This is a genomic window from Streptosporangium sp. H16 (genome assembly GCF_051918855.1).
GTDB lineage: Bacteria > Actinomycetota > Actinomycetes > Streptosporangiales > Streptosporangiaceae > Streptosporangium.
Genome location: NZ_JBPXMD010000002.1, coordinates 484,671 through 508,201, shown reverse-complemented (window position 1 = coordinate 508,201; position 23,531 = coordinate 484,671). Strand labels below are relative to the sequence as shown.

Below are 23,531 nucleotides of genomic sequence, written 5' to 3'. Positions count from 1 at the left end.
AGATCATCTCAGTATTTCCGCGTAGAGACCCTCAGCTGCCTTGGCATGTTCTTTTCCTGCTGTGGCGTCGACACGAGCGAGAAGTTCGCCGAGAAGGGCATGGGCATGTGCCGCACCGAGACGATGGCCACTCTGATGGTGATCGTCCAAGGCGCGCAAGGCATAGACACGTGCGTGCTCGTCGTCTCTCCTCGCGGCACAGCAACGGGCAAGCAGATAAAACGCCTGCCCTTGAAGCACGCGAAACTGGCTGTGCTCGGCCAGTGCCAGCGCCTGTCGTGCGAGATCCGCCGCTTCGGCGAGGTGATTGCCATGGTGGTGTGCTTCGGCCAACCCCAAGTAGGTCTCACACTTCAGGTAAGGGGTCTCAAGGTCGTTGGCGATTTCCAGCGCCTTTTGGTGGAGATCGATGGCCAGCATCACATCACGGTCATGAGTGCTCAACGAGGCCAGGCCGCTCAAGGCCTGAACCTCGACGTTGCGGTGGTCGACGTCCCGCGCGAGGCGAAGGGCCGCCTCGAAATGATCACGAGCGGAATCGGTGTCGCCACGATCGCGATGAACACGACCAAGGGATACCAGGGTCTCCGCTTCGCTACTTCGGTTCCCCAAACTGCGGTGTACGGTGAGAGCGTTTCCCAGATGCGTGGCGGCGTCATCGAGCCGGCCAAGCAGATGACAAATCTCTCCCACTGTGGCTACAGACATCGTTTCCCATACTGTATCCGTGAACTCGCGGTGCAGTCTTACGGCCTGTTCGGCGATATCGATGGCTTCGTCCAGGCGGCCGCAGTCGCGGTACAGATTCGCAAGAATGAGCAGGACCCCCGCTCTTTCCGCGTCGTCTCCGAGGTCAGCATAAAGGTCTTGCGCTTGCCGTAGTGCGGTGACTGCCTCGTCGGGGCGGCCAACCACGCCAAGCAATTGGCCGAGGTTGCACAGCATGTTGCCGTGTTGAGCCAGGGATACGGAATCGTCTTTTAAGGCGATCGCCTGCCGTAGATAGACGATTGCCCGTGAGAGTTTGCTGAGATTAAAGTAAACTTGCGCCAGACCGCTCAAGGCCATTCGTTGCAGCTTCACATCTCCGCTGAATCGCGCTGCCGCAAGCGCGGACCTGGCGATGGTCAGCCACTCAACCATATCAGGGCGAAGTAGGTCATAGTAGCTGCGCAGTCGATCTGCCAGCAGTAATGTCGTGTGACTGTGGCCGTGATGAACAGCGTAATCGATTACCTTAACAACATTGTGCCGCTCACTGTTGAGCCAGGCCAATGCGGAGTTGTAATCATGTAGGTCTGAGTCCTGCGTTTGCACTGGGCCGGCCAGAGCGGACAGCGGTGGGGTGTTGCCCCCGCGGAGCAGTTGGTCGGCCGAGGCGACCTTGTGCTGATACCAGTCCAATAATCTGCTTATCGCTGCTGCTCGATCCTGATCACTGTCTTCGACATTCGCTCGGGAGGTCGCGTACTGACGAAGCAGGTCGTGCAGAGAGAACCGGCCCGGGTCTTCCTCCGCGATGAGATGTGCGGCCGCGAGTCGATTCAGCGTCCGAGATGCCTCTTGCGTGGTCATGTCGGCGAGCGCCGCAGCGGCGGGAGCCGCGAAGTCCGCACATGGCACCAGCCCAAGACGGCGAAACAGCCGCCGCTCGTCGGGAGCCAACGCGCGATACGACAGATCGAAGGCGGTTCGGACGCCGCGCTCCTCGTCATCCTCCACAGTCAACGACGCGAGCGTGTCCCCGGCGACCAGATCCTGGACGAATTCGCCGATGGTCTGCCGCGGCCGGTCCGCCAGCTGAGCCGCCGCGATACACAGGGCGAGCGGAAGGTGAGCGCACACCTCGATCAAAGCGGCACACGGTAACGGTTCCGCCTCGACCCGCTCGCGGCCGAGGAACCTGATGAGCAGGTCTTCGGCCTCTTGCGGTGTCATGGCGTTCAGGATGAGGCGGTGGGCACCGTCGTGGGCGACAAGACCGGTCAGCCGATCACGGCTGGTGATGAGCACCAACGATTTGCCGACGCCGGGCAGAAGGGGTCGTATCTGTGCGCTGGACCGGGCGTTGTCCAAGAGAATGAGCAGTCGACGATCCGCTACGAGAGAGCGATAACGGGCTTCGGATTCGGCGAGATCGACGGGCGTCTGCTCGGCCGTCATCCCCAGTGCCCGCAAGAGCAGGGCGAGAGCCTCGATGGGACGCATCGGGGTTCCCTGGGCGTGCCCTCGGAGATTGAGGTGTATCTGCCCGTCGGGGAACCGGTGCGCCACCCGATGCGCCCAATGCACGGCGAGAGCCGTCTTGCCGACGCCGGGGGTCCCCGCGATGGCCGAGATCACCACCGTCCCGGCTGCCCCTTCGGACGCCGAAGACAAGAACTGGTCCAGTTCCCGTATGTAACCTTTGCGGCCGGTGAAACGAGCCATGTCCACAGGTAACTGCCGCGGTGCGATGGGCGTCTCCCGCGAGGTGCGCTCGCCACCGTCTTGACCTGGAGCCGGGGGAGCATCAGGCAGGTAGAGCCGCTCATCGGAGCGAAGGATGGCCTCATACAGGCGCCGCAGGGAAACACCCGGCTCGATACCGAGTTCGTCGCGTAGCACAGTGCGAGTCAGGTGGAAGGCTTCCAGCGCTTCGACCTGACGGTCGCTGCGATACAGCGCCAGCATGAGGTGCGCTCGCAGGCTTTCCCGGTACGGATGCGCGCGGACCAGTTCGGTGAGTTCGTGTATCACCTCGGTATGCAGTCCGAGAGCCAGCTCGAGGACGATGCGCTCCTCCTGCGCCGCCAACCGATGATCTTCCAGGCGCCTGATCTCGTCGGTCAGTGCCGGGCCCGCCTCCACGTCCCCGAAGGGAGTGCCACGCCAGAGACCCAGCGCCTGATGGTAAAGAATCCGTGCTCGGGCCGCGTCGTCCTGCTCCCGAAGAGCGCGGGCCTGGTCGAGCAATTCCGCGAAACGCAGCACGTCGAGCTGGCAGGACTCGATGGCGAGCGAATAGCCCGCGGAGCCGTGCCGTATCAGTCCCTCGTCGCCGAGTTCCTTACGAAGCCGGTGAACGTACGTCTGAAGCGTTTTGCGGGCTGTTGCCGGCGGTGCCTGATCCCATAGCTCGTCAAGCAGCTCCGCCACGTTCACCGACTGTCCGGCTCGGCACAACAGCACAGCCAGGACGCGGCGCAACATCCCCGCTCTCACCTCGATGGGAACCCCGTCACGGTGCACAGAAAGCGGCCCCAGCACGCCGAACTCAAGCATCTGACCATCCCATGGTCGATACCGCACCTGCGAACACAGGCTGTCAGGTCGCGTCATCGTCGTCAACCAATGCGCGACCAGCGTGCTACCGGTGCGCTACCAGCCGCACGAAGAATCACTTCTGGGCGATTACGGCACGACAGCCGGGCCATCACGTCGACCAGAAAGCGAAATCACGCCTCAGCCAAACACCTCGACCGACCACACGAAGATCACGAAAGATCGGGGCCGGCGCGGTTACCGCCGCAGGTCATCCACCTCGGCCGAACCGTCAGGAAACGCGGGTGGGGGCGTCGGGACCCGGAGTCGCGGGGGCGCGTCGGGTCCCGGAGCCCCCACCCGGTCGTGTCAGGCCCGTCGGCCCACGGCCACCCTGGCGCCGCGACGGCGCCACAGCAGTCCGGAGACGGCGCCGAGGGTGACCAGGGAGCCGGTGAGCACGAGCGCCCGTCCGTCGGGGCCGCTCTCGCCACCGCCTCCGGTGTCGGCCGCTCCGGCCGGTGTCTCGTCGATCTCGCCGTTCGTGTCCTGCGGGGTCTCGGCCTCGGTGTCCTCGTCCGCCGGGGGCGGGCCGACGGGCTCGGTGGCCGTGTCCGTCGGGATGGGATCGGTCGCCTGGCCGCCCCCGGCGACGGTGAGGGGGTAGGTCATCAGGGCGTCCCTGTTCTGCGACTCGCACTCGATCAACGGCTGGTCGGGCTGGGTCCCGAAGTTGACGGCGGCGGGTTTCACCGTCGCGGTGCCCGGATTGTTCGATGTGGTGGCGAGCGCGATCTGGGTCGCCGGCAGCGGGATGGCCTGGCCCGCGCCGACCGTGTCGAGGGCGCCCACCCCGGTGGCGGAGGTCAGCCCGGGAAGGTTGCTGATGGAGGCGTACGCGTACAGCTTGGTGCCCGAGGGCAGTCCCGCGGCGGGCGCCGTCAGGCCGGTGCCGGAGTAGGTGCCGTGCCAGCCGATCGTGAACTGCTGTCCCGCGGTGGCGTTCGTCGGCATCGTCATCTCGACGTTGATCTGGATGGTCTGCTTCTCCGTCACACCGTCGGTGGTGCACTCGTACTCCACGATGTCGGCCGTGACGACCGAGCCGTGCCCCGCGGAAGAGGGAAGGGGGTGCCAGAGGAGGACCAGGCCTCCGGCCAGGGCGGCGACTGAGAGAACCGAACGGACGCGCACGTCGCCTCCTGCTTACGACAGATGGGGCATAAGGGGAGACGGGGGATAAGGGTGTTCGGTTGACACCAACGGTCCGATCCATTGGAGCTACGCGTGCGCCGGGATGGAAGCCGGGACGAGAAAAGCACCGGATGGGACGCTTTCGTCCCATCCGGTGCCCGGTCCGGCCACGAGGCCTCGTAGGCCACGCGGCCTACGAGGCGTAGACCTCGAACTCGGAGAGCTGGCCGGCGGGCCAGCCGCTGTTGGCGGTGAAGGTCAGGCGCAGGTGGCGCCTGCTGGTGGCCGGGAAGGTGATGGTGGCCGTGTTACCGGTGGCGGGGTTGAAGGTGTACGTCGCCGAGCCGACGACGCCGGTGAAGTTCGTCCCGTCGGTGCTGCCCAGGAGGGCGATCGCCTGGGTGCGGGTGGCCCAGTCGGCGGCCGGGGGCAGCTTGAGGACGACCCGGCCGACGCTCTGCGTGGAGCCCAGGTCGACCGTGACCGACTGCGGGAAGGCGTTGTTGTTCGACTCCCAGTAGGTGCTCGCGTTGCCGTCCACGGTGTTGCCCGAGCCGTACACCTGGGCGTGGCTGGTCTCCGTGGTCGGCCTGCCCTGCGCCAGGTTGGTGACGGGCGCGGAACCGCCGGTCCCGGTCAGCGCCACGGTCAGCGGCCCGTTCGGGTCGTTGCTGGCGACGGTCAGGGTGCCCGTACGGGTGCCCGAGGCGGTGGGGGTGAAGGTGACGTTGACGGTGCAGGAGGCGCCGGCGGCGAGGGTGGTGCCGCAGGTCCTGGTCTGGGCGTAGTCGCCGGTGGTGGCGACCGTGCCGAGCGTCGCCGGCCCGGTGCCGGTGTTGGTGACCGTGACGGCCTGCGCCGGGCTGGTGCTGCCGACCGTCCTGGCGGCGAACGTCAGGCTGACCGGGGAGGCCGCCAGCGACACGGTCGGCGTGGGGTTGCCGCCACCCGGGAAGATCTGGAACTCCGAGATCTGGGCCGCGGGCCAGCCGGTGTTGGCGGTGACGTTGATCCGGACATGGCGCACGCTCGAACTGGTCAGCGGGATCGCGACGCTGTTGCCCGTGGCCGGGTCGAAGGTGTGTCCGGCCGAGGCCTTCAGGGTGGTCCAGGTGGTGCCGTTGGTGCTGCCCTGGACCGACAGGGTCTGCGTCCTGGCCGCCCACGCGGCCGGCGGGGGCAGCTTCAGGGTGACGGAGCCGACGCTCTGCGCGGTGCCGAGATCGGCCTGCAGCCACTGCGGGAAGGCGTTGTTGTTCGACTCCCAGTAGCTGGAGGTGTTGTCGTCGTTGGCGTTGCCCGGCGGGAAGCCGCCGTTGGAGCTGCTCGCCGTCATCGTCGCGCCGAGCGCGAGGTTGGTGGTCGAGCTCGTGCCGCTGCCGCTCAGGCCGACCGTCAGCGGGCTGTTCGGGTCGTTGCTGGCGACGGTCAGGGTGCCCGTACGGGTGCCCGAGGCGGTGGGGGTGAAGGTGACGTTGACGGTGCAGGAGGCGCCGGCGGCGAGGGTGGTGCCGCAGGTCCTGGTCTGGGCGTAGTCGCCGGTGGTGGCGACCGTGCCGAGCGTCGCCGGCCCGGTGCCGGTGTTGGTGACCGTCACGGCCTGCGCCGGGCCGGTGCCGCCGACCTGGCGCGCCCCGAAGGACAGGCTGCCCGGGGAGGCGGTCAGGGCGACGCCGTTGGTGCCGCTGCCGGAGAGGCTCACGGTCACCGGGCCGCCCTGGGCGCTGCTGGCGACGGTGAGTGTGCCGGTGCGGGTGCCCGTCGCGGTCGGCCGGAAGGTGACGTTCACCGTGCAGGTCGCGCCCGCGGCGAGGGAGCTGCCGCAGTTGTTGGTCTGGGCGTAGTCGCCGGTGGCGGTCACCGAGCCGATCGGGGCCGCGGTGGCGGCTCCGTTCGTGATGGTGACGGCCTGCGCCGGGCTGGTGGTGCCGACCTGGCGCGCGGCGAAGGACAGGCTGCCCGGGGAGCCGGACAGGCCGCCGGTGTTGCCGCCGCCACCGGGGTAGATGTAGTTCGGCGTGGGCCAGGTGCCGGTGCAGGTCGTGCTGCTGGGGCTCCAGCCGGTGTTGCCGGTGCCGAAGACGGGCGTGAAGGCCGCGCCGACGCAGTTGTGGATGGCGACACCCGCGCCGATGTGGTCGGCACTGACGTTGTTGAACGTCATGTTCGCGCCCGACTGCGCCTGGATCATGTACGTGCCGGTGCCGTCGATGTTGACGTTGTTGAAGTTCACCGTGCTCGTGGTGCCCTCGATCATGTGGATCGCGGCGTACGAGCTGTCCAGGATGTCGGTGTCGGTGACGTTGATGGTGGCGTTGACCGGCTCGTTGAGCCCGCTGAACCAGAGGGCTCCGACGCCGAAGTGCCAGTTGAAGTCGTTGTTGCCCGCCCTGAGCAGGGTGTTGCGGGCGACGGTGTGGGTTCCGGCGACCGCGGTGCCCTGGCCGGAGTTGACGCCCGGGTAGCGGTTCGCGATGTGGATGCCGCCGCCGTTGCTGACGGTGTCGGCCACCACGTTGTCGGTGATCTGGATGTCCCTGCCGCCGTACGTGACGATGTTGTTGGCCAGCAGCGTGACGCCCACGGTGTTGAACGTGAACTTGTTGCCGACGTTCGGGATCCGCTCCGGCCACATGGCCAGGGCGTCGTCACCGGTGTTGCGCAGGAACGTGTTGGTCACCGTCGAGTTGGTGACCCCGGTGTGGAAATTCACGCCGTCGGCGGTCTGGTCGAGGATGCGGCTGTTCTTGATGGTGAAGTTGTTCATCGGGCCGTCCATCCAGGCACCGACCTTGGTGTGCTGCATCCACACGTTGTCCACGACCGAGTCGGTCATCGCGCCGCCCATGGCGTTGACCTGGTCGTTGTCCTCGCGCTCCATGATCTCGCCGATGATGGCGAAGTCCTTGAGCGTGACGTTGCGGCTCGGGCCGCCCGCCTCGTGGGGACGGATCTCGCCGCCGTAGCCGCCGCCCTGGACGTACTTGCCGTAGATGCCGACGGCCCGGTTTCGCTGGGTGGGGTGGCGCCCGCCGAGCACGCTGTACCAGGGGCCCGCTCCGCGCAGGGTGACCCCGTCGACGACCACGTGGTCGTAGAGGTTGTAGGTCCCCTCGGGGATGTACACCTCCTTGCCCTGGGCCTTGCCGGCGTTGACCGCGGCCTGGAAGGCGGCCGTGTTGTCGACGCTCGTGTTGTTCTTGACGGCGCCGAAGTCGTCGACCGACAGCGAGCCGGCCGGGCGCCCGATCGGGGCGCCGACGACCTCGAAGTCGGCCAGGTCCACGGTGACCGGGATGCCGCCGGTGAACTGGACGCGGACCTTGGCCCCCGCGGCGAGCGTGGACCCGAACATGGTCCGCGTCTCGTCGTAGAAGTGGTGGGGGTTGGTGTCGCCGGGGTTGTTGTTGAACGGGTAGCCGCCGTAGTACCAGCCGTACTTGGAGGTGAGGGTCAGGTCCTTCAGGTGCGTGCCGTTGAGCCGCAGGCTCGCGGTGGTGTTCTGACCGGTTCCCGAGGCGTTGTCCGGCACGCTGTAGCGCAGCGACATTGCGTTCGCCGGCCGGGTGAGCGTGAACTCCACGTACTCGCCCGAGGAGTCGAGCGTCACCGCCCTGCGGCCCGAGGCCTCCGAGGGGAGGCGGCCGTAGATCCGGTCGGGGCCGATCACCTGGCCCGAGTGGGCGGTGTCCTCGGCCTCTATCTCGAAGAAGGGCACGGTGGCGCCGCGCCCGGGGAAGTCGAACGGGGAGTCGGCCCTCGCGGCGGCCGTGGCGGGGGCGACCGGTAAGGAGGCCAGCCCTCCCGCCGTCAGCGCCGCGATCGTGGCGATGGTCCAGGCCTTTAGCCTGCCGGACTTCTTCATCGGCTGACCCTTCACTTTACGAAGAGCCGGACGCTTCGCGGCCGGAACGTCGCGGACGCCGGCCGGTGGTGCCCGGGGGGTATCCACACCTTAAAATGACGAACAGATTGCTGCAAGATTTCAGCTAATACATGAAACGTAACGACCATGTTGCGCTGGTTCCTGTACGGAAAGTTTCATGTAAGTGCTTACGTATTGCTGGAAGCCGCTTGCGCGCCGGTGGAAGTGGCATCCGGCGTCGGTTCGGGTTCTCCGGCGGGTCCGGGTCCTTCGGGTGCTCCGCCGGTGTGAGTGATCCGGGCGGCCGGGGTGGCCGCCGACGTCGCGGTGGGTGCCCTGTGGCCGGCCGCCGCGATCACTGGTGAAACATCCCGAATGTGAAAAATTACGAGCTTCGCCGGTTTTTCGGCAAATGTCGACGGGCTGCCATACGATGCTTCCTCGTGGTGAGCTGGTACGGAGCGGCACGGCGGGACGAAACAGCCTGGATTTCGTCGGACAGCATCCCGGCGCGAGAGAACGGCGGCGCTTCCATGGGACTGTTCGAGAACGAGCGAAAGACAGCGCTGTCAAATGAGTGATCCCGGACTGCGGTTCTCGATACTGGGGCCGGTGCGCGTCTGGCGGGACGGCGACGAGGTGGAGATCGGCTCCCCCCAGCAGCGGCTGGTCCTCGCCGTCCTCCTCCTGGCCGAGGGCAGGACCGTGGGCCACGGTCACCTGCTCGACGCCATCTGGGGCGAGGAGCGTCCCCGCACCGCCATGGGCACGTTGCGCACGTACGTCTCGCGCCTGCGCTCCGCCCTCGGTGCCGAGGTGATCACCTCGATCGGCAGCGGGTACGCCCTCGCCGGCGGGACCTGCGACCTGGTCACGATGGAGGAGCTGTCCCGCGAGGGACGGTACGGCGAGGCTCTGGCGCTCTGGCGGGGAGAGCCGCTCGCCGGGCTGGAGGGGAGCTACGCCGAGGGCCAGCGGACCCGGCTCGGGGAGCGGCGGCTCGCCGTACAGGAGCTCAGGCTCGCCCAGGAGGTCGAGGAGGGCAGGCACACCGAGGTCATCGCCGAACTGACCGCGCTCCGCGGGGAACACCCGGCCAGGGAACGGCTCTCCGGCCTGCTGATGCTGGCGCTGTACCGCTCGGGCAGGCAGGCAGAGGCGATAGGCGTCTTCACCGACACCCGGGAACTGCTCGCCGAGAATCTCGGCATCGACCCCTCGCCCGAGCTGGCGGAGCTCTATCAGAGGATCATCACGGCCGACCCCGCCCTCGGCCGGAAGAAGGCGGCGAGCCCGGCCGCCAGGCAGGTGCCCCGGCAACTCCCCGCCGACACCGCGGACTTCACCGGCAGGGAATCCGAGGTCGACGAGATGGCGGACGCCCTGAGGTCGGGGAACGCCTCGGCGCTGCTGATCTCGGCCGTGTCGGGCGCGGGCGGCATGGGCAAGACCACCCTGGCCGTCCACGTGGCGCACCGGCTCGCGCCGGACTACCCCGACGGCCAGCTCTTCGTGAACCTCAGGGGCTCGGGGGCGCAGCCGCTCGCACCGGAGACCGTGCTCGGCAGGTTCCTGCGCTCCCTCGGGGCGGAGGTCCCCGCCGACTCGGAGGAACCGGGCGAGCGTGCGGCCCTGTACCGCTCCATGCTGGCGGACCGGCGGGTGCTCGTCGTGCTGGACAACGCCGCGAACGCCGCGCAGGTACGGCCGCTGCTGCCGGGGGCCGCCGGATGCGCGGTCCTGGTGACGAGCCGCGCGAAGATGGTCGGGCTGTCCGGCGTACGCCAGGTCGATCTGGGCGTGCTGCCCCACGACGAGGCGATGGCGCTGCTGGGCAAGGTGGTGGGGGAGGCGCGCGTGGCCGCCGAGCGCGAGGCGGCGGCGGACCTGATCGGGGCGTGCGGGCACCTGCCGCTGGCGATCAGGATCGTGGCCTCGCGGCTGGCGGCGCGGCCCGCCTGGAGCGTGGCCAGGATGCGCGACCGGATGGCCGACGAGCGCCGGCGCCTGGCGGAGCTGCGCGTGGACGACCTGACCGTCGAGGCGACGTTCGCCCTCGGCTACGACCAGCTCGACGCGGCGCACGCCTCGGCGTTCCGGCTGCTGGCCGTCCCCGACGCGGCCGACTTCTCGCTGGGCTCGGCGGCGGCCGTGCTCGGCTTGGACGAGCCGGACGCGGAGGAGGTGTGCGAGGCGCTGGTGGACGTGAGCATGCTGGAGTCGCCCTCGCCGGGCCGCTACCGCTACCACGACCTCCTCAAGATCTTCGCCCGGTCGCGGCTGGACGACGAGAACGTCCGGCGAGCCGCGCTGGCCAGGCTGCTCGGCTACTACCTCGCCGGCATGACGGCGGCCTACCGGCTGGCCTATCCGGGCATGCCGGTGTCCGGCCCGGACCGGCCGGCCGACGCGGAGCCGTCCTTCTCCGGGCCGTCTTTCCCCGGACCGTCCTTCGCGGACGAGGAGGCCGGGGTGATCTGGGCGGAGGCCGAGGAGCAAGGGGTGATCAGCGGCGTGCACCAGATCGCCCGGACTCCGGGCAGCGTCCTCTTCGACGCGATACGGCTGCTCGACATGGCGTCCGACGTACTGGAGACCGACGAGACCCCCGAACGCTACGAGCGGGCGGCGGGAGCCCTCGTCGAGGCTGCGGCGGCCCGCGGGGAACGGCGCGCCGAGGCACGCGCGCGGTGCATGCGCGGGGAGTTCCTGGCGGGCCGCTGGAACCTCGACGCGGCGATCGAGGACGGCCTCGCCGCGCGGGATCTCAGCCTTGCCGAGGGTGATCTGGCGCAGTACGCGCAGAGCCTCAACCTGCTGGCCATGGTCGGCGCCAACCGCGGGTCCAAGAACGAGGCGATCGCGATGTACGCCGAGGCGATCGAGATCTGGCGCAGGCTGGGCGATCGGAGCAGCGAGACCACCGGACTGGGCAACCTGGCGCTCGCGCTCGTGTCGGTCGGCAGGGCCGACGAGGCGGTGGAGGCGATGGAACTGGCCACCCGCACCATCGGCGAGCTGGGCGGCGGGGCGGATGCCGACATCATGTACCAGTCGGCCGTCGTGCTGCGTGACGCCGGGCGCCCGGAGGAGGCGCTCTCCCGGCTGGTGAAGTCGCGGAAGGCGTACCGGAGGCTCAAGCAGCGCGTCCGGGAGGGGGCGACCCTGTTGCGGATGGCCGAGACCCACCTCGCCATGGGGCAGCCGGACAGCGCCGTCGACTGCGCCGAGGACTCGCTGGCCCTCATGGCGGAGGCGGGCAACGAATGGATCCAGGGCAAGGCACTCGTCGCGCTCGGCCAGGCGTTCTCCCGGCTCGGCCAGCCGGGCAGGGCCGGGGCCTGCCTGACCGAGGCGCTTGAGATCTTCGTACGTCGGAACATGCCCGAGGCGGACGAGGTACGGGCCCTGCTGGACCGGCACGGGGCCTCGTGGCGGAACGCCGAGCCGAAGGTGACCGTCCTGACCGGTTGAGCGCGGACCGTGCGCGTGCGCGGGGAACGCGGGAGGAGTCGGGTCAGTGCGGCACGGGCGGTCTCGGACCGTGCGCGTGCGCGGGGAACGCGGGGAACGCGGGGAACATCGTGTTCGGGCCCGGAAATGTCGGTGCCGGCTGGCATCATCAGGAGTGTGGACCTGCACTACTACGACGCGCCTTTCCGCTCCGGCCGCCATGACGGCCAGGTCGGCGAGGTCGCGGTGTCCTCCTCGAGGGGAAGCGAGGAGGACGGTGGCGGTGCGGTCGCCCATGTGCCGCCAACCCGGGGTGGCCCGCCACAGGAGGAGGCACTCTTTCCCTGAAGTCTTACGGGCAGGGATGTCGAGAACGCATCCGTGGCTCCGATCCTCTGCGATCGGCGGAACGAGACGGACGACGATTTTCGAGGAGGAACGACCATGCGGCCCATGAAGACGAACACCCTGAAGGTGCCCGGCGCGACTCTTTACCACGAGATCCGCGGCTCGGGGCCGACCCTGCTGCTGATTTGCGGCGGGGTCTACGACGCCGCCGGCTACGCGAGCCTGGCCCAGCGGCTCGCCGACCGCTACACGGTGGTGACCTACGACCGGCGCGGCAACTCGCGCAGCCCCCTGGACGGGCCGCCGGAGCCGCAGAGCATCGAGACGCACGCCGACGACGCGCACCGCGTGCTGGTGGAGGCGGGCGTCACCGCCGACGAGCCCGCGTACGTCTTCGGCAATAGCTCCGGGGCGATCATCGGCCTGGAGCTGGCCGCCCGCCACCCCGAGCAGGTGCGCGTCCTGGTCTCCCACGAGCCGCCGCTCTTCGAGCTGCTGCCCGACCGCGACCGCTGGCGGGGCGTCATCCGGGACGTGGAGGAGGCGTTCGCCAAGGAGGGAACCGAAGCCGCCATGAAGGCCTTCGCCACCGGGTTCGACAGGACCGGCCACGAGCACGAGGAGGCGGCCACCCACGGGGAGCAGGGGGAGCCCGCCCCTGAGATGGCGGAGGCGATGGCCCGGATGGAGAAGAACACGGAGTTCTTCATCGGCTACGAGGTGCCGCCGTTCGTCAGCTACCTCCCCGACGTCGACGCGCTCCGGGCCGCCTCGACGCGCGTGGTGATGGTGGCCGGCGAGGAGTCGGAGGGACAGCCGCCCTACCGGGCCTCCTTCGTGGTCGCCGAGCAGATCGAGGGGCGGCACGTGATGTTCCCCGGCGACCACGGGGCCTTCGGCACCCAGGACGAGGCCTTCGCCGCCAAGCTCGACGAGGTGCTTTCCGGCTCCTGAGGTAACGCGGCCCGACGGCCGTCTCCTGACCACCCGGCCCAGGAGGCGGCCGTGACCGCGCCGGCCTCCCGGTCTTTCCGGAGGTTCGACAGGGGCGAGATCGCCTACACCCGCGTGCGGGCCTCCTCGATCTGGCGCGCGATGTTCTTCGCACCGGCGGCCTCGGCGAGGGCACTCCCCTCCTCGGCCAGCGCGAGCGCGTCGTCACGGCGGCCCTCCGCGGCGGCGATGTAGATCAGCCCCACCAGGTTCGCGGCGACCCCGGGCAGGAAGCCGAGCTCCCGGCGGAGCCGCACCGACTCCTCCAGCCGTTCCCGCGCCGTCTCCAGCCGTCCGGCGGCGTGTTCCGCGGTACCCAGGTGCCGGAGCGCGTACGACATCAGCAGCTTGTCGCCGGCCCGCACCGCGAGCTCGTGCGACCGTTCGAGAAACGGGACCGCGGTGTCGTCGTCCCTGCGGACGACCTGGTGGAGGAGGCCGATCCAGAGCAGCGACTCGCTCTCGCCGCGCAGGTCGCCGAGCGCCCGGTAGAGCTCCGTCGCACGCTCGAACAGCGCCAGCTCGCGCGGGTCCTCCTCTCCGTCCTCGAAGAAGCGCGCGTGCATGATCCGGCCACGGGCCAGCGCCAGACCGGCCTCGATCGCGTCCAGCTCCCGGTCGGCCACCTCCAGCACCCCGGCCTCACCGTCGAAGACCGCGCGTTCGTAGAACAGTCTGGCCCTTTCGAGTTTTTCTTCGGCACTCATCCGCTCAACCCCGTTCATCCGGACCCGCCTGTCGCGTCGAACACCGTACGCGGCGAACGAGGCGTGACACCAGCCTTCCGGCTGCCGTGAGAGCTTGGCCGACGGGTTACGACCGCCTGTCGTGGGAATGGTCGTCAAGCCTTACGAGATCTGTGTGACGGTTACGACTTGGGCGTGAGAGAGTGCAGATCATGCTTACGATCGGACAGCATGCGCGGTTGACCGGGATCGGATACGAGGGGTGTGACCTCGACGGGTTCATCCGACGGCTTCACCGTGAAAACGTCACGTTGCTGGTCGACGTCCGGCTGACCCCGATCTCCCGGAAGCGTGGATTCAGCAAGACCGCCTTGGCCAAGGCGCTTGCCGACGCGGGAGTCGCTTATGAACATATGCGAGGACTCGGCAATCCCAAATGGAACAGAGCAGGGTTCGGTGGCAGCCCCGCCGAGCTGGGGGCAGCTCGCGGTGTCTATGCGGGGCAGCTCATGGATGCCGACGCACGCGAGTGTTTGAACCGGATCGCGGAAGCCGCTCGGCGGCAGACGGTAGCGATCATGTGTTTCGAAGCCGACGAGTATCGCTGTCATCGCGACCTCGTCCTGGAAGCTGTTCGTGAACGGTTCAGCCACGCGGCGTCGGTTTGAGCCGCTGGGGATAAGCCACTCCCAGAACTATGAAGCTCTGCGGATGGGCCTGCTGGTTACCGACGTAGAAGACGGTGTCTCGATCCGATGCGCACATCAGATCCCAGAACTTCTCGCGAATGACCTGTTTTACCCCGATATCGTCGCGAGCGTTCACAGTGCGTTGGAGGGCAACCAGTTCCCAGTCGTAGATTCCCTGACGGTGTGTGTTGCAGTCGGCCGAATGGCAGCGGTAGCGGTACCAGGCCTTGAAGCGGGGTGCTTGGAGCGCGGTTCGAGGCGCGGAGTCGAAAAGACCGAGCTGCTGAACGTACCGGTCGATCTTCTGTCGCTCCGCAGACGTCCAACCGGGGTGAGGTTCGACATCCAGCGCGAGGATCTCCTTGGGCCGGATGGCCGCCAGAGACCGGGCCGCGGGATGTCGGCGGACGGCGGCGATGAGGTCGCACATAGATTCCTCGATGTAGTCATCGAGGTACGGCATCCGTTTTGACCAGCCGTCAAGATGCCCCTGCACGACGAAGCTGTCGGCCCGCGGTCGCCAGCTTTCCGCTCGTGGATCGTTTGAAGTGGGTTTGGCTTCCAGAGTGACGACATCATATTTCCGGAATTGGCTATTGCCGTCTAGCTCACGGAAGTTGATTGGGTAGAGCCGTACCCATCCCGGTTGGTCAAGGTCGAGCCGTAGCGCGGCCACGCACACGGTTTCCCCGTAGCTCTCTGAGGGATTTGGGGCGGCCTTGACGGTGATCAGCACTCTCATGCGCCGGAACTGGGTATTCGACGGCTTGATCTGGACCGTTTCGAGATCGGGACCGAACAGGGAACGCTGCTCCGCCAACAAGCCCTCCGTGCTGACTGAAATGGTGATTCACAAGGCTAACCTTGCTTTCCTCCGTTGTTCTTTGCTGGAGCGAGTTGTCCGCAACTGGACAGATTGCCGGCTGATCGAGCATCTCGTTCAGCGCAACCGTCGTGAGATCAGGTTCTTGGTCCGCTCGCCCAGTTGCTTGGTGAGGAAGGTGTAGAGGCAGCTCGCCTCGGCCGCCGGGGCGGGGTCGAGGCCGGGCAGCCATCTCCGGACGTGGGCGGTCACCACGGCGCGGGAGGCTGGGTCGACGACGCCGTCCCTGGTGATGGCGGTGACGGGTTTGCCCGCGTCGTGCTGGGCGACCTTGACCGCGGGCCAGGAGCCGCCGGTGACGCGGAGCAGCGCCGTCCCGGTGTCGTTCTCCAGCTCGCGCCAGCGCTCCCCGGCCAGGCCGGTGAGGCGCACGTACTCCGGGTCGGCGTAGGCCCGGCGGTGGATCCGTGAGGTGCCGTGCGAGCTGCCGCGCCAGTGACCGACGTCGTACGCCTCGATGAGGGTGACGGCGTGCCCGCGGCGGGCGAGCTCCCACGCCGTGGCCGAGCCCGTCAGCCCCGCGCCGATCACCGCGATCTCCGTCTCGATCCGGCCGGGGGTGTTCATCGGCGGCTTCTCCCTTCGCGCGGCCTCGTCGTGCTCGACGGCGGGGTTCTCCACGGGGGTGATCCTAGGTGAGCGCGCGAAACGGCTCCGGCCGGACCCTTCCGGGCCCGGCCGGAGCCGTTGCTTTCTCGGGGGGGGACGCCGATCAGGGGACGTTGACCGGGCGGTGGGGATCACGGGGACGGTGATCACCAGGTGATGACCGGGAACGCGGACGAGCCGGTGGTGACCACGGGGACGGTGATCACCGGGGTGACGGCCGGGGGACGGTGTCGTCGGGGGTGACGATCAGCTGACGTTGGCGCAGATCGCGTAGACGCTGATGCCCACGTCGTTGTAGCCGGGCTGGCGGCCGAGCCCGATCCAGCCGCTGCCGTCGTCGGTGGGGAAGGAGCCCACCAGCACGGCCTGGTTGCCCTGCGCCTCGGCGCCGCCGCCGACGGCCTTCTTCCCGGCGGGGCAGCGGACCACGCGGCGCTGGAAGTTGGGCACGTTGGCGTTCGGCAGCTTGACGAGCTGGTAGCCGGTGAAGTCGGCGGCGGCGGGGGCGGCGGGCACGGAGGCCGTGGCCGGGGCGGCGACGGTCATCGCGGTCAGACCCGCGACGCCGACGGCGGCGACGCCCAGCGCGGCGGTCGTGAGCTTCCTGCTTCGCATGTTCTCTCCTGGGGCAGAGGGTGCCTGAGTGGTCACGCAAAGTAAATTGACTGTCACGCTGAGTGTCCAGCATTGATTTTGTCACCACCTCGCCAGTTGCACCCTCGGCGATCGGGCATGTGCGGCCCGGAGGGGGTGTGGGTGCGGGGCTCTCGCGCGGGATCCGCGCCTTCCGCGGCCGCCGGCTCGCGGCCCTTCCCGGGGCGTCAGGGGGCGTCGGGGAATGGGGGGCGGGCACCGCCAAGCGGTCGATCGGCGATTGACGTCGATCGACGGAGAGAGCGCTCTCAGGTCAGGGTAGATCTATTTCTTGATCGTCGGCCAGGGGAGTGATGCGGTGCGCGTGAGCCCGAGGGGGCATCGCTCTCCGGTGGAACGCCCTATTTTCTGCGCTTACGCCCTCTCGCCTGCACGTCTGTACTTTACCTATTCGTTACCAACGTGAAACATTGACGGCTGTGACGCATCCCGTTACTTTTCGGTGAGAGAGCGCTCTCTCGTATCGGTCAGGCTTCAGAGCCCGATTCCTCTCCCCGGAGGCACCCCCCAATGGATCCCTTGATCCGGACCACGGGTCCGGAAAGTGCGCCCCCCCGTGAAGGACGACTCGCCCGGTCGGCGGCCCGCCTCAGGACTCGCCGGCGCCGCCTCGCCGCCGGTGTGGTCGTCGCGATGGTGGCCGGACTGCTCGGCCTCGGCGCCGCCCGCTCGGCCGAGGCCGCCACGGTCGGCGCCGGCAGCTACGCCGACACCCTCCCGGCCGGACGCTCGCTGCCGGCCGGCTGCGGTTCCATCTCCACCAACCCCCGCCAGTGGGTGACGGCCAACGCCCCCGCCGGGGCCGTTCCCACCAACGACTGGTGGTCGTCGATCCTCTACAAGAAGACCGACTGCGCGTACGGTGAGCCACTCCACGCGCACCCGATCTCGTACGACACCTTCGGCAACGGTCTCGGGTTCTCCTACAACACCACCCCCGCCATCAGCGGCACCGCGACCGGCGTCGGCGAGTACCACTACCCGTACGTGGAGAACATCCGCGTCGGCGTCGCGGGCCTGAGCTCGCCGGACGTCAAGGTCGACGGCTGGAGCGACTGGACCGTCACCCCGTACTGGAGTGGCGCGGGCCGGACCATGAAGGCCACCATCGGCCACGGCCTGCCGTTCGCGTACTTCCAGGTCACCGGAGGCGACGCGCAGATCACCGCCGCGGGCACCCCCACGGTGTGGTCCAACAGCGGCGCGACCATCGGCTTCACCGCCGGCGGCCGTGACTACGTCGCCTACGCGCCGACCGGCGCGACCTGGTCGGTGAGCGGCGCGACGATCAGCTCCTCCCTGGCGGGCAGGGGCTTCTTCTCCGTGGCGGCGCTGCCCGCGGGCGGCGACCGCGCGGCCCTGGCGAGCACCTACGGCCAGTACGCGCACGCGCACGTCACCGGCACCCGGGTCTCGTACGCCTACAACCAGGCCGCGAGCTCGCTCACCACGACGTACGCCTTCACCACCACGGCCAGGCAGGGCAGTCAGACCGGCACGGTCATCGCGCTCTACCCGCACCAGTGGAACCACCTGACCGGCTCGACGCCGCTGGCGCAGACGTACGTGTCGGCGCGCGGCCAGATGAAGATCGTCACCGGGACGCAGTTCAGGACGACGATGAAGTACACCGGCGTGCTGCCCGAGATCCCCGCGGTGGCCGACAGCTCGGGCGCCGACCTCACCACGGTCACCAACCAGCTCAACGCCGAGCTCGGCAACCCGATGGACATCCGGGGCGACGACACCTACTGGACCGGCAAGGGCCTGGGCCGGGCCGCCCGCATCGCGGAGATCGCCGACCAGCTCAACCTGACGTCGGTGCGCACCGCCGCGCTGAACGCCATCCGCACTCGCCTCAACGACTGGTTCACCGCCTCGCCGGGCAAGACCAGCCGGGTCTTCTACTACAACCCGAGCTGGGGAACCCTGCTCGGCTACCCGGCCTCGTACGGCTCCGACCTGGAGCTCAACGACCACCACTTCCACTACGGCTACTACATCGCCGCGGCCGCGACCCTCGCCAAGTTCGATCCCAACTGGGCCAAGACGAGCCAGTACGGCGGCATGGTGGACCTGCTGATCCGCGACGCCAACAACTACGACCGCAACGACACCCGCTTCCCGTACCTGCGCGACTTCGACATCTACGCGGGCCACGACTGGGCGTCCGGGCACGGCGCGTTCGGCTCGGGCAACAACCAGGAGTCGTCGTCGGAGGGCCAGAACTTCGCCAACGCCCTCATCCAGTGGGGGCAGGCCACCGGCAACACCGCCGTCCGCGACGCGGGCATCTTCATCTACACGACCCAGGCCGCGGCGATCCAGGAGTACTGGTTCGACTCGCGCGACCAGAACTTCCCCGCCGCCTTCGGCCACAGCACGGTCGGCATGGTCTGGGGCAGCGGCGGCGCGTACGCCACCTGGTTCAGCGCCGAGCCGGAGATGATCCAGGGCATCAACATGCTCCCGGTCACCGGCGGGCACTTCTACATGGGCGACAACCCCGCCTACGTGAACACCAACTACGCCGAGCTGGTGCGCAACAACGGCGGGCCGCCCACGGTGTGGCGGGACATCCTCTGGCAGTTCCAGGCGCTGGGCAACGGTGACGCGGCTCTGTCGAACCTGCGCGCCGCCGGCTCCTACACCCCCGAGGAGGGGGAGAGCAGGGCGCACACCTTCCACTGGATCCGCAACCTGGCCGCCCTCGGCACGGTGGACACCTCCGTCACCGCCAACCACCCGCTGGCCAAGGTGTTCAGCAAGAACGGGGTCCGCACCTACGTCGCGTCCAACATCACCGGCAGCGCGCTCACGGTGACCTTCTCCAACGGGACCGTGCTCAACGTCCCGGCGGGCAAGACGGTCACTTCCGGCGCCTTCACCTGGAGCGGCGGCAACGCGGGCGGCGGCACCACGAACCCCGACCCGACGCCCACACCGACGCCCACACCGACGCCCACCCCGGACCCGGGCGGCTTCACCGCGACGCGCTACCTGCAGAGCGGCGGCGGTCTGCCGGGCACGGCGGGCACGGCGGGCAGCGTCACGGTGGCCGCCGCGAACGGCAACCACGACGGCGTGCCGACCAACGCCCAGGTCTTCACGGCGACCGGTCTCACCGCCAATCACAACGGCGGCACCACCGCGTTCGACCTCTTCGTGGACGCGGGCACCTCGGTCGCCAACGGCACCCAGGTCCGGGTCTCCTACGACCTGACCGGCAACGGGAGCTGGGACAGGGTGGAGACCTACGCCTACTTCGCCACCGACCCGGTGACGGGCTGGGAGCACTACACGCAGGGAGCCGGCCCGCAGTCCTCCTCGGGAACGCTCGGCAACCTGTCGAACGGCCGGGTGAGGGTCGAGGTCTGGAACGCCATCGGCAACAGCGTCGTCAGCCTCGGCGTCGGCAACCGGTCGATCGTGCGGCTGCCGTTCGGCTGATCCCCCTCAGCTGATCGGTGAAGGGACGGCCGGGAGCGTGAGCCCCCCGGCCGTTCCCACCTTCCCCGGGGGGCGGCGGCAGGCCGATGGGGTTCGAGGGCGGCATGATGCCCGATTCCAGGACGGCCATGGTCAGCGGGTGCAGCAGCAGGGCGAGCTCGGAGGTGCGCTCGTCTCCCAGGGCCCGCCAGGGAACGGCCGCGGCCTCGTCGGTCAGCCGCTCGATCTGCTCGCGTTCCCGCGCGCCCTCGGCCGTCAGGAGGCCGGAACCGTCGACCCACCCGCGCTCGCGCAGCGCGGCGGCACCGGCCTCCCACTCCTCGTCGTCCCAGCGCCGTGCCAGGCGCAGCTGGTCCAGGTCCGTCTCGCCCGCCGCGACCTTGAGCAGGTGGGACTGGACGGGGGAGACGCCGTGGGCGACGAGGGCGGCCACGTGCCCGTCGCCCCGGTGCTCGCGCAGCGTGGTCGCGGCCTGCCAGAGCATCAGGTGCGGCTCGTCGGGCGCGGGCAGCGCCTGGTTGGCCGCGCCGAGCACCCGGCCGGCGGTGTCGGCGAGCCCGGCGGCCTCCCAGGCGAGGTCCGCCGCCGCGCGCAGGTCGTCAGAGCCGGTCACCTTGTCGGTGAGCAGGTTCCGCAGTGCCGCTCCCGCCCCGTCGAGCCGGGCGCGCAGCACGTCGCCGGGGGTCGCGAACGTCCACGCGTCGGGGAGCGCCCTGGCGACCCTGGCCGGGGGGAAGCCGTGGAACGCCGCCGTGACGACGCCGGGGCCAACCGGCCCGAGCGGTGCCGCCCTGGCCGCGAAGTAGCCCATCCAGAAGCCGCGCATGCCGACCGCGTCGGCCGCCGCCCGCGCCTCGGGGGCGAAGTAGGTGACGGCGTGCAGGGGCTCCAGCAACTGCCACATGACACGCGGAACGTTCGGTTCGGGCTCCGGCACGGTCTCACACCCCGTCTCGTGGATCCTGGCGGATCGGCTGTGCATGTTCATACGGTACTCGGCGAAACGGCCGGACGATCTCTCGACGAGAGAGCTGCCATCTGGTCCGAACCCTGACCTGATCTGGGAAGACGGAGTCATCTCACCCGTCAGGTTGGGTCTTCTCAAAGGGGGACGGGCGGGTTATCAAGAGCTCAGGACGAACTGTGATTTCCGACATTTTCCCGCGTCGGCATCGTGGTCGCGTCCGATCGCCCAACGCCCCGAGCCGATGGAGTACGGCATGCGTCAGTTACGAAGAGTGATGGCTGGAATCCTGTGTGTCATCGCGATGCTCGCCGTGAGCATCACCGCGACGGCCACGGGCGCGCAGGCCTCCGTTCCCAACCGGTGGGGTTTCGCCGTGGTCAACGTGACCTCCGGCATCCCTGACCCCAACCACCAGGCGGGCAGCTGGGGGGCGGGTTTCAACGTCAGCGTCACTCCCGGCGGGGTCGGGCAGACGTTCGTGAGGTTCCCGCAGATCGCGATCACCGGCGGCGTGGTCCACGTCACGGCGATCTCCCAGACCGCCTACTGGTGCCAGGCGCAGAACTGGGGCCCTTCGGGCACCGACCTGGTGGTGGCGGTGCAGTGCTACCGGTACGGAGGGGCTCCGGTCTTCACGCCGTACAGCATCGTCTTCGAGCAGAGTACCGGCGTCCTGCCCGCGCCGCAGGCGTTCGGCTACGTGCACTACAACGGCGCCGCCATCGCCACCCAGTTCAACTCGGCCGGGGGCGTGAACACCGTCGCCGGGGGCGGGGGCGTCTGGACGGTCACCCTGCCCGGCCTGGGCTCGTCCGGTTTCGCCGGAAACCTCCAGGTCACCGCGGTCAATCCCAGCCAGCCCGCCCGCTGCAAGGTCGGCGCCTGGGCCCCGGGCGTGGGCGCGCAGGCGGTCCAGGTGCGCTGCCACAACGCGACGAACGTGCCGCTCAACACCGGATGGACGCTGACCTACCAGCGTGAGCGCGCCATCACCGGTGCGGCGATCCCGCCGAAGAACTTCGCCTACACCTTCGACACCACCCCGGCCAACCCCGGCCCGTACGCGCCGGTACCCCCGGCTCTGAACTTCAACTCCCAGACAAGCACGAACACCATCCAGACCGCCGGACTCGGCCTGCGCCTGGTGACCTTCCCGAGGGTCGGGGTCCTGCAGGACCAGGTCCAGGTCACCGCGTACGGTCCCGGCCCCGAGTTCTGCAACCTGCAGACCCTCTGGAACACCACCGGCAGCGTCGCCATCGTCCGCAACGTCGCCTGCTACAACGCCACCACCCGCGTCGACCGGCAGTCGCTGGTCACCTACACCTCGGCCTTCTAAAAGGCCACCCCGAAAGGCCACCCCGGCCTTGCGAAGGCCAGGGCGCGGTACCGCCCGGTGTCCCGGGCGGTACCGCGCCGCTCACCCGAATGGACGTCCCTCTCCCGGGTAGCCGGAGACGATGGCGACTTATGGCTTTCATTCCTCACACGAGCAGATCCATCCGGCCGAGCTGCTGAAGGCGGTCACGCGGGCCGAGCAGGCGGGGTTCGGGGCGGCGATGTCGTCGGACCACTTCTCCCCGTGGAGCAGGCGTCAGGGGCAGTCGGGGTTCGCCTGGTCCTGGCTGGGCGCGGCGCTCCAGGCCACGAACCTGCCGTTCGGCGTGGTCAACGCCCCCGGCCAGCGCTACCACCCCGCGATCATCGCCCAGGCGATCGGCACCCTCGGCGCGATGTACCCCGGGCGCTTCTGGGCCGCCCTCGGCACGGGTGAGGCGAGCAACGAGCACATCACCGGCGACCGCTGGCCGCGCAAGGAGCTCCGCAAGCAGCGGCTGCGGGAGTGCGTCGACGTCATCCGGGCGATGCTGGCGGGGGAGGAGGTCAGCCACGACGGGCTGGTGACCGTCGACCGTGCCCGGCTGTGGACTCGCCCGGAGGTCCCCCCGAAGCTGGTCGGCGCGGCGGTGAGTGCCGAGACGGCCCGCTGGTGCGCGGAGTGGGCCGACGGCCTGATCACCGTGGGAGGGCCCGTCGACCGGCTGCGCGAGGTCATCGGCGCCTACCGGGACGCCGGAGGCAAGGGCAAGGTGGCGCTCCAGGTCCACCTCAGCTGGGCCGAGAGCGACGACGAGGCGATGTCCATCGCCCATGACCAGTGGCGGAGCAACGTCTTCTCGCCGCCGGTCAGCTGGGACCTCGAGACCGCCGAGCTCTTCGACGTGGTCTCCGCGGACGTGTCGCCGGAGAAGGTGGCCGAGGCCGTCAACGTCTCCTCCGACCTCGGCTGGCACGCCGCCAGGATCAACGAGTACGCGGACCTGGGCTTCGAGGAGATCTACCTGCACCACGTGGGCCAGGAGCAGGCCGCCTACATCGACGCCTTCGGCGCGAAGGTGCTTCCCCAGCTGCGCTGACGGATCCCTCCCCTGCCTCCCCGGCCGCGCTGACGCCGCGCCGACGTCGGCGCGCGGCCGGGAGGGCGGCGGTACGGGCG

General features: G+C 69.0%; 15 protein-coding genes. 7 read left to right on the top strand and 8 right to left on the bottom strand.

From position 1 onward, the window contains the following. Positions 1-3: 3 nt before the first annotated feature. The 3 genes from ACTOQ2_RS05235 to ACTOQ2_RS05225 form a co-directional block, all read right to left on the bottom strand. Positions 4-3,264, bottom strand: coding sequence for an AfsR/SARP family transcriptional regulator (locus ACTOQ2_RS05235; RefSeq protein ID WP_440098571.1), 3,261 nt, complete (start codon positions 3,262-3,264; stop codon positions 4-6). A gap of 348 nt (positions 3,265-3,612) precedes the next feature. Next, positions 3,613-4,437, bottom strand: coding sequence for a hypothetical protein (locus ACTOQ2_RS05230; RefSeq protein ID WP_440098569.1), 825 nt, complete (start codon positions 4,435-4,437; stop codon positions 3,613-3,615). A gap of 193 nt (positions 4,438-4,630) precedes the next feature. Further along, positions 4,631-8,302, bottom strand: a complete 3,672-nt coding sequence (locus ACTOQ2_RS05225; protein ID WP_440098567.1) for a choice-of-anchor D domain-containing protein — start codon at positions 8,300-8,302, stop codon at positions 4,631-4,633. Positions 8,303-8,875: 573 nt separating this feature from the next. On the opposite strand from ACTOQ2_RS05225, the gene ACTOQ2_RS05220 reads away from it, so the two are divergent. From ACTOQ2_RS05220 to ACTOQ2_RS05210, 3 genes are all read left to right on the top strand, one after another. Continuing rightward, complete coding sequence (locus ACTOQ2_RS05220; RefSeq protein ID WP_440098565.1) at positions 8,876-11,776, top strand: BTAD domain-containing putative transcriptional regulator; 2,901 nt, start codon at positions 8,876-8,878, stop codon at positions 11,774-11,776. A 156-nt stretch (positions 11,777-11,932) separates the two neighbouring features. Further along, on the top strand, positions 11,933-12,103 hold the full coding sequence (locus ACTOQ2_RS05215; protein WP_440098563.1) for a hypothetical protein: 171 nt from the start codon (positions 11,933-11,935) through the stop codon (positions 12,101-12,103). A 105-nt stretch (positions 12,104-12,208) separates the two neighbouring features. Further along, positions 12,209-13,057: an alpha/beta fold hydrolase gene (locus ACTOQ2_RS05210; RefSeq protein ID WP_440098561.1), complete on the top strand. Its 849-nt coding sequence runs from the start codon at positions 12,209-12,211 to the stop codon at positions 13,055-13,057. A gap of 104 nt (positions 13,058-13,161) precedes the next feature. Here the strand turns inward: ACTOQ2_RS05210 and ACTOQ2_RS05205 are convergent, their stop codons facing one another. Then, positions 13,162-13,803: a tetratricopeptide repeat protein gene (locus tag ACTOQ2_RS05205; protein WP_440098559.1), complete on the bottom strand. Its 642-nt coding sequence runs from the start codon at positions 13,801-13,803 to the stop codon at positions 13,162-13,164. A 191-nt stretch (positions 13,804-13,994) separates the two neighbouring features. Here ACTOQ2_RS05205 and ACTOQ2_RS05200 point away from each other — a divergent pair, with 191 nt between their 5' ends. Beyond that, entirely contained in the window at positions 13,995-14,450 is a 456-nt protein-coding gene (locus tag ACTOQ2_RS05200) for a DUF488 domain-containing protein (protein ID WP_440098557.1), read from the top strand. Here ACTOQ2_RS05200 and ACTOQ2_RS05195 read toward each other — a convergent pair. The 3 genes from ACTOQ2_RS05195 to ACTOQ2_RS05185 form a co-directional block, all read right to left on the bottom strand. After that, positions 14,428-15,291, bottom strand: a complete 864-nt coding sequence (locus ACTOQ2_RS05195) for a hypothetical protein (protein WP_440098555.1) — start codon at positions 15,289-15,291, stop codon at positions 14,428-14,430. The genes ACTOQ2_RS05200 and ACTOQ2_RS05195 overlap by 23 nt on opposite strands. A gap of 120 nt (positions 15,292-15,411) precedes the next feature. Beyond that, complete coding sequence (locus tag ACTOQ2_RS05190) at positions 15,412-15,975, bottom strand: FAD-dependent oxidoreductase (protein WP_440098554.1); 564 nt, start codon at positions 15,973-15,975, stop codon at positions 15,412-15,414. Positions 15,976-16,209: 234 nt separating this feature from the next. Next, positions 16,210-16,578 carry a hypothetical protein gene (locus ACTOQ2_RS05185; protein ID WP_440098552.1) on the bottom strand — a complete coding sequence of 123 codons (369 nt, stop codon included), beginning with the start codon at positions 16,576-16,578 and terminating at the stop codon, positions 16,210-16,212. A gap of 672 nt (positions 16,579-17,250) precedes the next feature. On the opposite strand from ACTOQ2_RS05185, the gene ACTOQ2_RS05180 reads away from it, so the two are divergent. Continuing rightward, entirely contained in the window at positions 17,251-20,067 is a 2,817-nt protein-coding gene (locus ACTOQ2_RS05180; protein ID WP_440098550.1) for a glycosyl hydrolase, read from the top strand. On the opposite strand, the gene ACTOQ2_RS05175 is transcribed toward ACTOQ2_RS05180, so the two are convergent. Further along, on the bottom strand, positions 20,018-21,049 hold the full coding sequence (locus ACTOQ2_RS05175) for an SCO6745 family protein (RefSeq protein WP_440098549.1): 1,032 nt from the start codon (positions 21,047-21,049) through the stop codon (positions 20,018-20,020). The two genes, ACTOQ2_RS05180 and ACTOQ2_RS05175, sit on opposite strands and share 50 nt — an antisense overlap. A gap of 238 nt (positions 21,050-21,287) precedes the next feature. Between ACTOQ2_RS05175 and ACTOQ2_RS05170 the strand changes: the two genes are divergently transcribed. Together ACTOQ2_RS05170 and ACTOQ2_RS05165 are read left to right on the top strand one after the other, a co-directional pair. Beyond that, complete coding sequence (locus ACTOQ2_RS05170; RefSeq protein ID WP_440065480.1) at positions 21,288-22,373, top strand: hypothetical protein; 1,086 nt, start codon at positions 21,288-21,290, stop codon at positions 22,371-22,373. Positions 22,374-22,494: 121 nt separating this feature from the next. After that, positions 22,495-23,451, top strand: coding sequence for a TIGR03885 family FMN-dependent LLM class oxidoreductase (locus ACTOQ2_RS05165; protein ID WP_440098547.1), 957 nt, complete (start codon positions 22,495-22,497; stop codon positions 23,449-23,451). Positions 23,452-23,531 lie beyond the last annotated feature (80 nt).